The 532-nt window shown below is 56.2% G+C and carries 1 protein-coding gene; it reads left to right on the forward strand.

Going from position 1 to position 532, the window contains the following annotated elements; genetic code table 11:
* Positions 1–167: 167 nt before the first annotated feature.
* Positions 168–532 (forward strand): thermonuclease family protein (locus tag FGE21_RS19935; protein WP_139665135.1); only part of this gene is annotated, 365 nt, incomplete at its 3' end.

Genomic DNA, 532 nt, shown 5'->3' on the forward strand with positions numbered 1-532 from the left:
ACCATGAAAAGTTCATCAGTTTGCACTATCGCAAAGCGCCCCGCCGGTCGTAAGGGAGCCTCTGCGCTTCGCCGTCACAGGGCTGCGTGTCTGGCGCAGGGTCATGTGCGGTTCTTGTTTTGCCAGGCCGGCAGGATAGTCTGTCGACAAAACCAGGAGCGCCCCAAATGTCGAGAATCGTTCTGGCCTGGATCTGCCTTTGCTCCGCTGTCTCCGCCGGAAGCGTTCCTGACTGCGGGCTCTATGCCTACCGGGTTGAAATCGTTCGGGTGATCGACGGCGACACAGTCGTCGCGGATATCGACCTCGGCTTTGATGTTTGGCTTTGCAATGAGCATCTGCGACTCTTCGCGATCCAATCTGAAGAGAGGAACGAAAAAGGCTTTTTGCCTGCGAAGATCGCCCTTGAGCAACGTCTGACTGGCCAGGATGTCTACATTTGCACGGTCAAAAGCGCGCGCTCTGACAACGAGAAAACGGGGTCCTTCGGGCGATATCTGGCGACTGTGTATGTCAACGGCGAAAACGTGAA

It is taken from the genome of Phaeobacter sp. B1627 (assembly GCF_006265095.1).
GTDB lineage: Bacteria > Pseudomonadota > Alphaproteobacteria > Rhodobacterales > Rhodobacteraceae > Epibacterium.